The organism is Streptomyces sp. CA-106110, assembly GCF_050936285.1.
GTDB lineage: Bacteria > Actinomycetota > Actinomycetes > Streptomycetales > Streptomycetaceae > Streptomyces.
Map to the genome: position 1 here is coordinate 8202283 of NZ_JBNJNB010000001.1, position 13894 is coordinate 8216176.

At 70.4% G+C, this 13894-nt stretch carries 10 protein-coding genes and 3 tRNA genes; 6 read left to right on the forward strand and 7 right to left on the reverse strand.

Going from position 1 to position 13894, the window contains the following annotated elements; translation table 11 throughout:
- Positions 1-82 precede the first annotated feature (82 nt).
- Together ACQEXA_RS37805 and dnaG are read left to right on the forward strand one after the other, a co-directional pair.
- Positions 83-1348: an NAD(P)/FAD-dependent oxidoreductase gene (locus tag ACQEXA_RS37805; protein ID WP_432927331.1), complete on the forward strand. Its 1266-nt coding sequence runs from the start codon at positions 83-85 to the stop codon at positions 1346-1348.
- 82 nt (positions 1349-1430) lie between these two features.
- Complete coding sequence (gene dnaG / locus ACQEXA_RS37810) at positions 1431-3338, forward strand: DNA primase (RefSeq protein ID WP_432927329.1); 1908 nt, start codon at positions 1431-1433, stop codon at positions 3336-3338.
- Positions 3339-3357: 19 nt separating this feature from the next.
- Here the strand turns inward: dnaG and ACQEXA_RS37815 are convergent, their stop codons facing one another.
- Complete coding sequence (locus ACQEXA_RS37815) at positions 3358-3762, reverse strand: hypothetical protein (protein WP_432927327.1); 405 nt, start codon at positions 3760-3762, stop codon at positions 3358-3360.
- 156 nt (positions 3763-3918) lie between these two features.
- On the opposite strand from ACQEXA_RS37815, the gene ACQEXA_RS37820 reads away from it, so the two are divergent.
- Entirely contained in the window at positions 3919-5214 is a 1296-nt protein-coding gene (locus ACQEXA_RS37820; RefSeq protein WP_432927325.1) for an RNA polymerase sigma factor, read from the forward strand.
- 36 nt (positions 5215-5250) lie between these two features.
- Here ACQEXA_RS37820 and ACQEXA_RS37825 read toward each other — a convergent pair whose 3' ends face one another.
- The 4 genes from ACQEXA_RS37825 to ACQEXA_RS37840 all read right to left on the reverse strand — a co-directional run bounded on the left by ACQEXA_RS37825 (position 5251) and on the right by ACQEXA_RS37840 (position 11036).
- Entirely contained in the window at positions 5251-7179 is a 1929-nt protein-coding gene (locus ACQEXA_RS37825; protein ID WP_433132282.1) for an ABC transporter ATP-binding protein, read from the reverse strand.
- Positions 7179-8912, reverse strand: a complete 1734-nt coding sequence (locus ACQEXA_RS37830; RefSeq protein WP_432927321.1) for an ABC transporter ATP-binding protein — start codon at positions 8910-8912, stop codon at positions 7179-7181. The genes ACQEXA_RS37825 and ACQEXA_RS37830 overlap by 1 nt, the downstream gene beginning before the upstream one ends.
- A 235-nt stretch (positions 8913-9147) precedes the next feature.
- Positions 9148-10614, reverse strand: a complete 1467-nt coding sequence (locus ACQEXA_RS37835) for an FGGY family carbohydrate kinase (protein WP_361821043.1) — start codon at positions 10612-10614, stop codon at positions 9148-9150.
- A 116-nt stretch (positions 10615-10730) separates the two neighbouring features.
- Positions 10731-11036, reverse strand: a complete 306-nt coding sequence (locus tag ACQEXA_RS37840) for a YtxH domain-containing protein (RefSeq protein ID WP_432927319.1) — start codon at positions 11034-11036, stop codon at positions 10731-10733.
- 164 nt (positions 11037-11200) lie between these two features.
- Between ACQEXA_RS37840 and ACQEXA_RS37845 the strand changes: the two genes are divergently transcribed.
- The 3 genes from ACQEXA_RS37845 to ACQEXA_RS37855 all read left to right on the forward strand — a co-directional run bounded on the left by ACQEXA_RS37845 (position 11201) and on the right by ACQEXA_RS37855 (position 11590).
- A tRNA-Asn gene (locus ACQEXA_RS37845) sits at positions 11201-11273 on the forward strand.
- A 5-nt stretch (positions 11274-11278) separates the two neighbouring features.
- Positions 11279-11351, forward strand: a tRNA-Asn gene (locus ACQEXA_RS37850).
- A gap of 165 nt (positions 11352-11516) precedes the next feature.
- Positions 11517-11590: transfer RNA gene (locus tag ACQEXA_RS37855), tRNA-Ile, on the forward strand.
- 441 nt (positions 11591-12031) lie between these two features.
- On the opposite strand, the gene ACQEXA_RS37860 is transcribed toward ACQEXA_RS37855, so the two are convergent.
- Positions 12032-13057: an ATP-binding protein gene (locus tag ACQEXA_RS37860; protein ID WP_433132284.1), complete on the reverse strand. Its 1026-nt coding sequence runs from the start codon at positions 13055-13057 to the stop codon at positions 12032-12034.
- Positions 13054-13719, reverse strand: a complete 666-nt coding sequence (locus ACQEXA_RS37865; protein ID WP_432927315.1) for a response regulator — start codon at positions 13717-13719, stop codon at positions 13054-13056. The genes ACQEXA_RS37860 and ACQEXA_RS37865 overlap by 4 nt, the downstream gene beginning before the upstream one ends.
- Between the last annotated feature and the right edge of the window lie 175 nt (positions 13720-13894).

Below are 13894 nucleotides of genomic sequence, written 5' to 3' on the forward strand. Positions count from 1 at the left end.
CTGATCGGGGCACTCCCTCTTCCCGCACCACGCTCCATGCGAGAGGCTCGCATATGGCGACATCCTTAAGAGGAGGCATCAAGTGGTCGACGCGGATCAGACGTTCGTCATCGTGGGGGGAGGTCTCGCCGGTGCGAAAGCGGCCGAGACACTCCGCGCGGAGGGTTTCACCGGCCGGGTGATACTGATCTGCGACGAACGCGACCACCCCTACGAGCGGCCCCCGCTCTCCAAGGGGTACCTCCTCGGCAAGGAGGAGCGAGACAGCGTCTTCGTCCACAAGCCCGCCTGGTACGCGCAGAACGACATCGAGCTGCACCTCGGCCAGACCGTCGTCGCCCTCGACCGCGAGGCCAGGACGGTCCGGTTCGGTGACGACGGCACCCTCGTCCGCTACGACAAGCTGCTGCTCGCGACCGGAGCCGAGCCCCGGCGCCTCGACATCCCGGGCACCGATCTCGCCGGTGTCCACCATCTGCGCCGGCTCGCCCACGCCGAGCGGCTCAAGGGCGTCCTCGCCTCGCTCGGCCGGGACAACGGCCACCTCGTGATCGCGGGCGCCGGCTGGATCGGCCTGGAGGTCGCGGCGGCGGCCCGCGAGTACGGCGCCGAGGTGACCGTCGTGGAGGCCGAGCCGACCCCGCTGCACGCGGTCCTCGGCCCCGAGCTGGGCAACCTCTTCGCCGAAGTGCACCGCGAGCACGGCGTCCGCTTCCGCTTCGGCGTACGGCTCACCGAGATCGTCGGCCAGGACGGCATGGTGCTGGCCGCCCGCACCGACGACGGCGACGAGCACCCCGCGCACGACGTGCTCGCCGCCATCGGCGCGGCGCCGCGGGTCGCCCTGGCGGAGTCGGCGGGGCTGGAGCTGGCCGACCGCGCGCAAGGGGGCGGCGTCGCGGTGGACGCGGGGTTGCGCACCTCCGACCCGCACATCTACGCGGCGGGGGACGTGGCGTCCTTCCGGCACGAGCTGTTCGGCACCCGGCTGCGGGTCGAGCACTGGGCCAACGCCCTCAACGGCGGCCCTGCGGCCGCCCGGTCGATGCTGGGCAAGGACATCACGTACGACCGCGTGCCCTACTTCTTCTCCGACCAGTACGACCTCGGGATGGAGTATTCGGGGTGGGCGCCGCCGGGGTCGTACGACGAGGTGGTGATCCGGGGCGACGCCGGAAAGCGGCACTTCATCGCCTTCTGGCTGAAGGAGGGGAGGGTGCTGGCCGGTATGAACGTGAATGTGTGGGACGTCACAGACCGCATCCAGGACCTGATCCGGGCCAGGACCGTGGTGAACCCGGAGGCGCTGGCGGACCCCGGAGTGCCGCTGGAGAGCCTGTCCGCCTAGGTGCCCGCGCGTGCGCCCCGCGTCTTCGCCGGGGCGCCGCACGAGCCCCGTGGCTGTCGGTGCGCCACCGTAGAATCTCCTCGTGGCAGGACGGATCAACGACGAGGACGTGAAGGCGGTACGGGACGCGGTCCCGATCGACTCCGTCGTGTCCGAATACCTCCAGCTGCGCAACGCGGGCGGCGGCAACCTCAAGGGCCTGTGCCCGTTCCACGACGAGAAGTCCCCGTCCTTCCAGGTCAGCCCGAGCAAGGGCCTGTTCCACTGCTTCGGCTGCCAGGAGGGCGGCGACACCATCACGTTCGTGATGAAGGTCGACCACCTCTCGTTCTCCGAGGCGGTCGAGCGCCTCGCCGCCCGGACGGGCATCACGCTGCGGTACGAGGAGGGCGGGTACAACCCGACCCACCAGCGCGGTGAGCGCATCCGCCTGGTCGAGGCCCACAAGCTGGCCGCCGAGTGGTACGCGGAGCAGCTCGGCTCCGGCCCCGAGGCGGAGACGGGGCGGACGTTCCTGGCCGAGCGCGGCTTCGACCAGGCCGCCGCGCTCCACTTCGGCGTCGGCTACAGCCCCCAGGGCTGGGACCACCTCACCCGCTTTCTGCGCGGCAAGGGCTTCAGCGACAAGGAACTGCTGCTGTCCGGTCTCTCCCAGGAGGGCCGCCGCGGTCCCATCGACCGCTTCCGGGGCCGGCTGATGTGGCCGATCCGCGACATCGGCGGCGACGTGGTGGGCTTCGGCGCACGAAAGCTGTACGAGGCGGACAACGGGCCGAAGTACCTCAATACGCCCGATACGGCGATCTACCGGAAATCGCAGGTCCTGTACGGCATCGACCTGGCGAAGAAGGACATCGCGAAGTCGAGCCGGGCGGTGGTCGTCGAGGGGTACACGGACGTCATGGCCTGCCATCTCGCGGGGGTCACCACGGCCATCGCGACCTGCGGCACGGCCTTCGGCGGCGAGCACATCAAGATCCTGCGACGGCTGCTGATGGACAACGGCTCGGCGCGGGTGATCTTCACCTTCGACGGTGACGCGGCCGGGCAGAAGGCGGCACTGCGCGCCTTCGAGGACGACCAGAAGTTCGCCGCCGAGACGTACATCGCGATCGCGCCGGACGGCATGGACCCCTGCGAGCTGCGCCTGGCGAAGGGCGACGAGGCCGTATCCGACCTGGTCGAACCCCGCACCCCGCTCTTCGAGTTCGCGCTCCGCCAGATCGTCGTACGGTACGACCTCGACACCCCCGCCGGCCGTGCCGCAGCCCTTGACGAGGCGGCCCCCATCGTCGCCCGCATCAAGAACAGCGGCGCCCAGCACGAGGTCGCGGTCCAGCTCGCCGGCATGCTCGGCATCCTCGACACCCAGTTCGTGGTCAAGCGGGTGGCGCAACTGGCCCGTTGGGCACGCGACCGGGGCGGCAGGGGACCCGCGCCCGCCGGCCGCCACCCCCAGCAGCCCTACCAGGCGGCTCCGCGCCCGACGGTCTCCGGCCCGGCGCTGAACCTTCGCAACCCGGTCTTCGCGACCGAGCGCGAGCTGCTCAAACTCGCTCTCCAGCGACCGGAGTTGGTCTCCCCGGCGTTCGACGCGTACGGGATGGACGAGTTCACCGCACCGCCGTACGCGGCGGTGCGCCAGGCGATCCTGGAGGCGGGGGGAGCGGAGTACGGCGCGCAGGACCCGCAGGAGTACCTGGTCCGGGTTCGCGAGGCGGCCCCCGACGACACGGTCCGCGCCATGGTGACGGAGCTGGCGGTCGAGGCCATCATGCTGCGCAAAGAGGTGGACGACACCTACGCGGGAGCCCAGCTGGTCACGGTCCGCCGCCGCGCCGTCGAGCGCCGTGTCCGCGACATCCAGAGCACCCTGACCCGCCTCGGCTCCCACGCGGACCCGGCCCACCTCACTGCCGTGCAGAACGAACTGTGGGTCCTGCAGCAGTACGACCAGGCGCTGCGCGAACGCGGGACGGCCGCGCTGTGAGCGCCGCCGCGCAGGGTTTCTAGTCCTCCGGGCCCGACTCGGGCGGGGCGATCCCGAGGTGGTCCAGGATCGCGGCCTGTCCTGCGGCCAGGGAACGCAACATCCCGCCGTGCCCGGCCAGAATCCCGCTGTGCTCGGCGAGAATCCTGCTGTGCTCGGCCAGGATCCTGCCGTGCTCGGCCTGCCCGGCCGCGAGGGCTCCCATCAGCTCCCCGTGCTGGTGCAGCGTCCTGCCGTGCTCGAGCTGGGTGTCCCACAAGTCCCGGATCAACTGCATGTCCGCGCGCCGCTGTTCCCGCAGCGCGGCGACGTCCCGGTCGGACCCGACGGCGAGGTTACGCGTCGTGGCCTGCTGCTCCACGACCTCGTCCACGCGCGCCTCGAGTGCCTCGAGGCGACGTCGCAGCTCCTCGTTCTCGCTCATGTCCCCCGTCTAGCCCGATCGGTCCTTCCCCTATGCTCCCGGTCCTCCGGTCAGATGGTCGAACAAACTGAGTAACCACCCGGTCACGCACCGGACTCAAAAAGTGGACGCACGCCCCTCGTGGGAGCGATGTGTCGTACTCCACACTGGGTTCCGGTGCCTGAGTCCTCGGAGCGCGGCCGACCCGCCCACAGCGGGTCCGGCATCCCCGCGGTTCCGCTCATCGACTACGGGATGGCCGGCGGGCGGACCACCGGACCCATCCCCGACATACCGCTGCCGCATGTCTCAGCAGCGACATTCCTGGAGGTCGCCCCGGTGCAGACCCAGACCCTCACACAGACCGACGTCGTCAGCGACGAGCCGGGCATGGATACCGGCGTCCTCACGGCGGTGTCCACGCACAACGGGCTCGCGCAGGATCCCGGGACGGAGGCCGAGCCCCAGGACCCGCCTGAACTCGACGAGCCGCCCGCGGGCGAGGCCACCGAGGAGCCCGAGCCCGTCGAACCGCTGCGCGCCCCCGCGGAGACAAGCGGCAGTCCCTCCTCGGACCTGTTCCGTCAGTATCTGCGCGAGATCGGCCGCATCCCCCTGCTCACGGCCGCCGAGGAGGTGGAGCTCGCCCGCCGTGTCGAAGCCGGCCTGTTCGCCGAGGAGAAGCTGGTCAACACCCCGGACCTGGACACCCGGCTCGCCCTGGACCTGGACCGGCTGGTGGTCATGGGCCGGATGGCCAAGCGCCGGCTCATCGAGGCCAACCTGCGGCTCGTCGTCTCCGTCGCCAAGCGGTACGTCGGCCGCGGACTGACCATGCTGGACCTCGTGCAGGAGGGGAACCTCGGCCTGATCAGGGCCGTCGAGAAGTTCGACTACGCCCGCGGCTACAAGTTCTCGACGTACGCGACCTGGTGGATCCGTCAGGCCATGTCCCGGGCCCTGGCCGACCAGGCCCGCACCATCCGCGTGCCGGTCCACGTGGTCGAACTGATCAACCGCGTCGTCCGCGTCCAGCGCCGTATGCTCCAGGAGCGCGGCTACGAGCCGACGCCGGAAGAGGTCGCCGCCCATCTGGAGCTGCCCAGCGAGCGCGTCAGCGAGGTGCTGCGGCTCGCCCAGGAACCCGTCTCGCTGCACGCCCCCGTGGGCGAGGAGGACGACGTGGCCCTCGGCGACCTCATCGAGGACGGCGACGCCGCGAGCCCGGTCGAGTCCGCGGCGTTCCTGCTGCTCAGGGAGCACCTGGAGGCGGTTCTCTCCACCCTCGGCGAACGGGAGAGGAAGGTCGTACAGCTCCGGTACGGCCTCGCCGACGGCCGTCCCCGCACCCTCGAGGAGATAGGCCGCATCTTCGGCGTGACGCGTGAACGCATCCGCCAGATCGAGTCCAAGACCCTGAACAAGCTCCGGGACCACGCGTTCGCGGACCAGTTGAGGGGCTACCTGGACTGAAAAGGGGGCCGCTCGCAGGGAGCGGCCCCCAGGGACTCAGTCGACCTCGGCCACCGCCTGGGCGAACTGCGCCTTGTACAGCCGTGCGTAGGCACCGTCGGCGTCCACCAGGTCGCTGTGCGTGCCCTGTTCGACGATGGACCCGTTCTCCATCACCAGGATCGTGTCCGCGTCCCGGATCGTCGACAGCCGGTGTGCGATGACGAAGGACGTCCGTCCGTGCGCCAGTTTCGCCATCGCCTTCTGGATCAGGACCTCCGTGCGGGTGTCCACCGAACTGGTCGCCTCGTCCAGCACCAGGATCACCGGGTCGGACAGGAACGCGCGCGCGATGGTGATGAGCTGCTTCTCACCCGCGCTCACCCCCGTGCCCTCGTCGTCGATCACGGTGTCGTAGCCGTCCGGCAGCGTACGGACGAACCGGTCGGCGTGCGCCGCCCGCGCCGCCTCCTCGATCTCCCCGCGCGTGACCTCGCGCGCGGCCCCGTACGCGATGTTCTCCGCGATCGTGCCCCCGAACAGCCAGGTGTCCTGGAGCACCATCCCGATCGAGGCCCGCAGTTCGTCCCGGGACATCTTGGCGACGTCGACCCCGTCGAGCGTGATCCGCCCGTCGGTGACCTCGTAGAACCGCATCAGCAGGTTCACGAGCGTGGTCTTCCCGGCACCCGTCGGGCCGACGATCGCGACCGTGTGCCCCGGTTCGACCTTCAGCGACAGATCCTCGATCAGCGGCTTGTCGGGGTCGTAGCGGAACGACACGTGCTCCAGCGCCACCCGGCCCCGCAGTTCCTCCGGACGCTGTCCCTGCTCGGGGTCGGCGGCCTGCTCCTCCGCGTCCAGCAGGTCGAAGATCCGCTCCGCCGAGGCGACCCCGGACTGCACCAGGTTCGCCATCGACGCCACCTGCGTCAGCGGCATCGAGAACTGCCGCGAGTACTGGATGAAGGCCTGGACGTCACCGATGGACAGGGAGCCCGACGCGACCCGGAGTCCACCGACGACGGCCACCAGCACATAGTTCAGGTTCGACACGAACATCATCAGCGGCTGCATCACACCGCTGTTGAACTGCGCCTTGAAACCGGCCTCGTACAGCTGCTCGTTCTGCTCGGCGAACTGCTGCGCCGACTCGTCCTGGCGCCCGAACACCTTGACCACGGTGTGCCCGGTGTACATCTCCTCGATGTGCGCGTTCAGCTTGCCGGTGGTGCGCCACTGCTGCACGAAGTGCGGCTGGGAGCGCTTGCCGATCCGCGTGGCCACGACGAAGGAGAGCGGCACGGTCACGAGTGCGACCAGCGCCAGCACCCACGACACCCAGAACATCACCACGAGCACACCGACGATGGTGAGCAGGGAGTTGACGAGCTGGCCCATCGACTGCTGGAGCGTCTGCCCGATGTTGTCGATGTCGTTGGTCGCGCGGCTGAGCACCTCACCGCGCTGCCGCTGGTCGAAGTACGACAGCGGGAGCCGCGACAGCTTCGCCTGCACGTCCTCGCGCATGCGGTAGACGGTCTTGTTGATGGCCCGGTTGGACAGCCGGGTGGACACCGCCATCAGCAGGCCGGCCACCAGGAACGTGCCGAGCGCGAGCAGCAGGACGTTCCCCACGGCATCGAAGTCGATGCCCTTGCCCGGGGTGAAGTCCGTGCCGGAGAGCATGTCGGCGATGCCGCCCTCGCCCCGCTTCCGCATGGACTCGAGCACCTGCTCCTTGGTGAGTCCCGCGGGCATCTGCCGGCCGATGATCCCGGCGAAGACGAGGTCGGTCGCCCTGCCGAGGATCTTCGGCCCGGTCACGGAGAGCCCCACGCTGAGCACGCCGCAGACCAACATCGTGACGATGAGGGTCCGTTCGGGCTTGAACTGGGCGAGGAGCCGCTTTCCGGACCCCTTGAAGTCCATCGAGCGCTGGTCGGGGCCGCCCCCGCCCATCATGCGTCCCATGGGCCCGGCCATCAGGCAGCCTCCGCTTCCGTGAGCTGGGAGAGCACGATCTCCCGGTAGGTCTCGTTGCTTGCCATCAGCTCGTGATGCCGGCCGGTGCCGACGACCCGGCCCTCGTCGAGGACCACGATCCGGTCGGCGTCCCTGATGGTCGCCACCCGCTGGGCGACGATCACGACGGTCGCCTCCGCGGTCTCCTGCGCGAGCGCCGCCCGCAAGGCCGCGTCGGTCGCGTAGTCGAGCGCGGAGAAGGAGTCGTCGAAGAGGTAGATCTCCGGCCTCTGGACGAGGGTGCGGGCGATGGCCAGACGCTGGCGCTGGCCGCCCGAGACGTTCGTGCCGCCCTGCGCGATGGGGGAGTCGAGCCCGTTCTCCAGCTTCGAGACGAACTCCTTGGCCTGCGCCACCTCCAGCGCCTGCCACAGCTCCTCGTCCGTCGCATCAGGATTGCCGTAGCGCAGGTTGGTGGCGACCGTGCCCGCGAACAGGTACGGCTTCTGCGGGACCAGCCCGACCGTCTTCGCCAGCAGCCGCGGCTCGACCTCCTGGACGTTCACGCCGTCCACGAGCACCTCGCCCTCGGTGGCGTCGAAGAGGCGGGGGATCAGCCCGAGCAGGGTCGACTTGCCGCTGCCGGTGGACCCGATGACGGCCGTGACCTCGCCGGGCCGCGCCACCAGGTCGATGGACTTGAGAACCGGCTCCTCGGCACCCGGGTAGCGGAACCCGGCGTTGCGGATCTCCAGATGGCCGTGGCGCCGCAGCTCGCCCACCGGGGCGGTGGGCGGCACGACGCTGGACTCGGTGTCGAGCACCTCCTCGATGCGCTCGGCACACACCTCCGCGCGCGGCACCATCATGAACATGAAGGTGGCCATCATCACGGACATCACGATCTGCATCAGATAGGCGAGGAACGCGGTCAGGTCGCCGATCTGCATGCCGCCGCTGGCGATGCGGTGCGCCCCGAACCAGACCACGGCGATCGAGGAGAGGTTCACCACGGTCATCACGATGGGGAACATCAGCGCGAGGGTCCGGCCGGTGTGCAGGGAGACCTCGGTGAGCTCCGTGTTGGCCTCCCCGAAGCGGCCCTTCTCGTAGTCGTCGCGGACGAAGGCGCGGATGACCCGGTTGCCGGAGATCTGCTCGCGCAGCACCCTGTTCACCGTGTCGAGACGGACCTGCATGCTGCGGAACAGCGGCCGCAGCCTCCGCACGATCAGCGTCACGCTGATGCCGAGCAGGGGCACGACGGCGACCAGTACGCCGGACAGCGGCACGTCCAGGCCGAGCGCCAGCACGATGCCGCCCACGCACATGATCGGCGCCGACACCATCAGGGTGAACGTCATCAGGGTGAGCATCTGCACCTGCTGCACGTCGTTCGTGGTGCGGGTGATCAACGACGGCGCCCCGAAATGGCCGACCTCACGGGCGGAGAAGGACTGCACCCGGTCGAAGATGGCGGCCCGGATGTCCCGGCCGACGGCGGAGGCGGTGCGGGCACCGAAGTAGACGGCGCCCATGTTGCACACGACCTGGCCGAGGGAGACCCCGATCATCAGGCCGCCGAAGGTCAGGATGTAGTTCGTGTCGCCCTTCACGACACCGTTGTCGATGATGTGCGCGTTGAGGGTGGGCAGGTACAACGTGGCGCAGGTCTGCAGGAACTGCAGCAGCACCAGCAGGAGGATCGGTTTCTTGTACGGGCGCAGGTGGGCCCTCAGAAGTCGTATGAGCACGCGAGATCTCTCGGAGTCGTCGACGGACGGCATCGCGGTCGGTGATGCACCACCCACTATCGTCCGACACTCCACCCGCGTTACCTCAACTGAATAATGCGGCGGCGGGCGAAAAAGCTGACGTGGAATCAGCCACCGGACGTGGACAGGCAAGGAGCCGGAAAAGGCACCGTAGCGGTACGCCCGCACGTGTACGGCACCGGGTGAACGTTCGAAGGTGCGGGCGTTTGTGACCCTATGAGCGGAACGCCCCCGGATGTGTCTGTTCGCGCACCGACACGTACTGCTGACGCACCGCCTGTCCCACCGCCAGTTCGTCGCCCGGGTCCAGCACCTGGCCGGCCGGTCCCTGCCAGGCGGGCGGGGTGCGCGGGTCGAGCGTGCCCCGCGACACGCCGAGCGACCAGGCCGCCTGCCGGGCCGCACCGACCGCCGCGTAGTCGGCCGGCTGCGGCACCACGACCTGCACGCCGAACAGCGCGGGCGCCGCGGCCTGCACGGCGGGCAGCTCCGCGGCGGCTCCCAGCAGGAAGATCCGCCGCACCTCGACGCCGCGCCCGCGCAGTACGTCCAGCGCGTCCGCGAGTCCGCACAGCATTCCCTCGAACGCGGCGCGCGCCAGGTGCTCGGGCCGCATCGACTCGCGCCGCAGTCCGGCCAGGGTGCCCGCGGTGTGCGGCAGGTTGGGGGTCCGCTCGCCCTCCAGGTAGGGCAGGAGGACGAGCCCGTGGGAGCCGGGTGTCGACTTCATGGCGAGCTCGGACAGGGCCTCCAGGTCGGGCACGCCGAGCAGTTCGGCGGTGCCGCGCAGGGTGCGCACCGCGTTGAGCGTGGTCACCACCGGCAGATGCATGCCGGTCGCGTCCGCCAGCGAGGTGATCATCCCGGTCGAGTCGACGAGTGCCTCGGGGTGCACGGCCATGACGGATCCGGAGGCACCGAGTGAGACGACCGCGTCGCCGAGCCCGATGCCGAGACCCAGGGCGGCCGCCATGGTCTCGCCGGTGCCCGCGGAGATCAGCAGCCCCTCCGGAGTCGTCCCCGCCGCCTCGGAGGGCCCCAGTACCTCGGGCACCATGGCCTGATGGCCGAGCGCCAGCTCGATCAGGTCGGTGCGGTAGGCGCCCGTCGCCGCCGACCAGTACCCGGTCCCGGAGGCCCCGCCGCGATCGGTGGTCCTGCGCAACGGCCGCCCGAGCAGCTGCCACACGAGCCAGTCGTGGGCCTGCAGCAGCATGGCGGTGCGCCGGGCGTTGTCGGGTTCGCTCTTGGCGAGCCAGCGCAGTTTGGTCACGGGCCGCGCGGCCTGGGGTACGCATCCGACGGCCTCGGCCCAGGCCTGCCGGCCGCCGAGGGCCTCGATCAGGTCGGCCGCCGCGACCTGCGCCCGCTTGTCGCCGCCGACCAGCGCGGGCCGCACGGTGGCGCCCTGGGCGTCCAGCGGGACCAGCGCGTTCTGCTGGGCGGAGACGCCGATGGCCTGCACGCCTTCGAGGAGCCCGCCGCCGGCAGCCTCCCCGAGGGACAGCAGCCAGGCCTGCGGATCGATGTCGGAGGGACGGCCTCCGCCGGCGGCGCCGGCCTCGGGGCTCTCCACCGGATGCGGTGCATACCCCTGCCTGAGCACGGCACCCGTGTCCGTGTCACAGACGACGATACGAGTGAAATCGGGCGAACTGTCCAACCCGGCGACTATCCCCATGGCGGAATTCTGCCGTACGGAGGGGGGTGACCGCGCCGCGCCGGGAGCGCTTCACGACACTCCCGGCGCGAACGGAAGCCTGCCGGCCGCCGGACGGGTGCCGGCGGCCGGGGCCGTCAGGTGCTGTTCGTTCCCCAGTCGTCCCCGCCGCTGCCGTTCGCGTTCCGGTCACGCAGGGAGCGGACACGCCCGGCGACCGAGGCCGGCATGCGGTCGCCGACCTTGTCGCTCATGACGTGGAAGGCCTTCCCGGCGATCTCGCGTCCCTGCTGGGCAGCGGTTTCGGCGGTGTTGCGGACGGCGGGGTTCTGGGCGACCTGACGGGCGGACTTCTTCAGCTGCTCGTACCGTTCATGTCCGGCTCGCGTGCCCAGCACGTAGCCCAGAACCAGTCCGGCGACGAACGTGAGCCGATAGCGCATGGCGGCCACCCTTCCCTTGCGTCTGCGTCGTCCCTTGCGTGGGCATCGGCGCGGGGGAGTACTGATTGGCGGAGCACCCCCCTGCTTGCGCTAATGTATGTGTCGCAGCGAGCGCGCGCCCCCTGGCGGATACCCAGGTAGGTACGTTCGATGCAACGAGGCATTCCTCCGTAGCTCAATTGGCAGAGCAGCCGGCTGTTAACCGGCAGGTTACTGGTTCGAGTCCAGTCGGGGGAGCTCAATCCTCCGTAGCTCAATTGGCAGAGCAGCCGGCTGTTAACCGGCAGGTTACTGGTTCGAGTCCAGTCGGGGGAGCGCTGAAGAGGACCCCGCTGGGGTCCTTTTTTATGTCCGCGGGAACCGCCGCACCTTTGGTGGGGTCCTCAAGGTCACGTGTAGCCGACCATCCGAAGCAGGAGATCGTATGAGCGGCTATGCTGCGGCAGACGGCGCGCACACATGTACGCGACGCGCCGTAACGGGGCGGTAGCTCAGCCGGTTAGAGCAGCGGACTCATAATCCGTCGGCCGTGGGTTCGAGTCCCACCCGCCCCACCGAGGCCTGTCGGTGCAGGAACATTTTCACCTGCACCGATTGTGCACCCTCTCTGCCACGGATGGCGGTAACGACACATCAGGGATCGGCAGTCGGCCCGCCGCCCGCCCGAGTGGCGGAAGATCAGGACACCAACTGGCCCCAGCCGGTGCGGAGTTCGGCCCCCCGGATGCGCTCCGCTCGTGGGCGTGCCGGGGCCCTCAGCGGGACCAGCACCGTCGCGCCCGGGTTGCGGCGATCCGCCGGCACCCCAGTCGTGCCGGAGGACGGTCGGTCCGGGCCCCCGAGGCCGGCTCGATGTCCCGCGTGACGCAGAGGTTCTCTCGCATCAGGCCGGCCATGCCCCCCGGATCGGACGCACGGGCGCGGGGATCTTTCCGTGGGGTACGCCACTTGGCAGGTTCCGTCCAGCGGGTCCGCTCGGCGCCGGGCCCGCCACGTCACCGGTCGTACGGCACCCGCAGCCTCACCCGGGTCCCCGCGCCGGGCACGCTGGAGAAGGCGAGATACGCGTCCAGCAGGTCCGCGCGCTCCTGCATGGCCGCCAGGCCCATGCCCTGGGACGCGGCGCCCCTGGCGCGATGGGGTGTGCGGGCGCCGGGTGGGTTGGGCATCCCGCAGCCGTCGTCCGTCACCGTCGCGGTGACCGTGCGCCCGTGCTCGTGCAGCTTCACCCGGATGGTGCGGGGCTGGGCGTGCTTCACCGCGTTGGTGACCGCTTCCTGGACGATGCGGTACACGTGGGCCTGCGCCTCGGGGCTGAGCCGGCTGTCGCCGACCCCGTCCCCGTCCGGGTCGCCGCGGAACTCGACGGCGATGCCGAAGGTTTCCGAGGCGCGCTCGCACAGCGTCTGGAGGGCCGGCCGCAACCCCAGCTGGTCGAGGGCGGCCGGGCGCAGCTCGGCTATCAGGTGCCGCAGCGAGGCGATCTGGTTGCTGATGAGACTGCGCGCCTGGTCGATGGCCCCCTGCATGGCCTCGGGCCGCCCGCCGACGGCCGCGGAGGCCAGCACGATCTGCACCGCGCCCAGTTCCTGGAGCGTGTCGTCGTGCAGCTCACGGGCCCAGCGGTGGCGTTCCCGCTCCTCACCGTCGCGGCGCGCGGAGGCCCGTATTCGCTCGAGTCTGCGCTGGCGCAGAGCCGTGGCGCGTCCGGTGGAGGCCGCGTAGGCGATCAGCAGCAGGGGCAGGACGTGCAGGGCGTTGAGGAGCGGCTCCTGGGCGATGCGGACCAGTCCCGCCACCGCGAGCATCATCGAGATCCCGGCCACGACCATCAGCCAGGTCCGGCGCGCCAGGGTGGAGAGGGACGCGGCGGTGAAGAAGAGGATCGCCGCGGCGAGGGAGAGGATGAGTTCGGACTGCAGCGGCTGGTCGGTGACCTCCAGTGCCAGGGCCGCCACCAGCAGTGCGGTGGCCGCCGCCTCGGTGACGAGGCGGAACCGCGGTGGCAGCCCCCAGGTCATGTGAGCAGCCCGCGCTCGCGTGCCGCCGCGATCAGCTCGGCCCTTGTCTCCGTGCCGAGCTTGTCCCGGATGCGGGCCCGGTGGGTCTCGACCGTCCGCACCGAGACATACAGGCGCCGGGCGATCTCCTGGTTGGTGTGTCCGGCCGCCAGCAGGGACAGCACCTCGACCTCGCGGCCGGTCAGCACGTTCCCGCCGCCGTTCCCGTTGTCCGCGGTCGCCAGGCGGGCTCCCATGGCTGGCTGCACGTAGGTGCCACCGGTGGAGACCTGACGGGTCGCCGCGACCAGTTCCTCGCCGGCGGCCTCCTTGAGCAGGTAGCCGGTGGCTCCCGACCTCATCGCGGCCCGCGCGAACGCGGGATCCTCCTGCATGGTGAGGATCAGGATCCGTGTCTCGGGGGAGGCGGCCAGCAGCTCGGGTATGACCGGCAGGCTCGACTGTCCTCCCATCGACAGGTCCAGGACCAGCACGGACGGACGGCGGTCCTGCACGACGCGCAGGGTCTCGGGCACGGTGCCGGTCTCAGCGACGACCTGGAAGGCCTTGTCCTGGGAGAGCAGCAGCCGCATACCTGCCCGGACCACCAGATGGTCGTCCGCGAGGACCACGGTCGTCCGCGGGTCGGCCGGGGGAGCGGGGCCGTGACGTTGGACGTTCATAACAGCAACGGTAGGACTCCGGTCGCCCCTCCGGCCGCTCCATACGGCCCTCGGGCGGGAGTGTGCGGGAAACCCGCAACGGGCTGCGGGATCCCCGCGAGCCCCCGGGTGCGCATTGCGGACCCTCACTGCGGTACGGCGCGGATGCGGCACGTCACGGTGCGGGCGGAACCTG